The organism is Thermococcus sp. M36, assembly GCF_012027355.1.
In the GTDB taxonomy this organism is placed as follows: Archaea; Methanobacteriota_B; Thermococci; order Thermococcales; family Thermococcaceae; genus Thermococcus.
The window spans coordinates 1-477 of sequence record NZ_SNUH01000147.1 but is presented as its reverse complement, the minus strand read 5'-3'; the positions used below and the strand labels follow the sequence as shown (position 1 = coordinate 477).

The 477-nt window shown below is 36.5% G+C and carries 1 pseudogene; it reads left to right on the top strand.

From position 1 onward, the window contains the following. Positions 1–477 (top strand): annotated as a pseudogene (locus E3E36_RS13775) (2,3-bisphosphoglycerate-independent phosphoglycerate mutase); the annotation flags it as partial.

The window sequence follows — 477 nt, the reverse complement described above, 5'->3', positions numbered from 1 at the left end:
ATATGCAAAAATCAATAACAAGCCTTTGCATTTATTAGGTTTGGTTAGCGATGGTGGTGTACATTCTCACACAAGCCATTTAAAAGCTATTATTGATGTTTGTGCAGCACAAGGTTTAACCGATGTATTTATCCATGCATTTACAGATGGAAGAGACTGCGACCCCAAAAGTGGTTTGGGTTTTATAAAAGACCTGCAAAATTATTTACAGGGAAAAACAGGTGCTATTGCAACTATTACCGGAAGGTATTATGCAATGGATAGAGATAAACGTTGGGAAAGAGTGAAGCTAGCTTATGATGCATTGGTGCATGGTATCGGCGAGGAAAGCAATGATTTATTAAAGAGCATCGAAGCATCTTATGCAAATGGTGTTACAGATGAATTTATAAAGCCGATTATCAATTCACAAATCACTACTCTCGATTCACGAATTAAAGAAGGTGATGCAGTTATCTGTTTTAATTTCAGAACAGA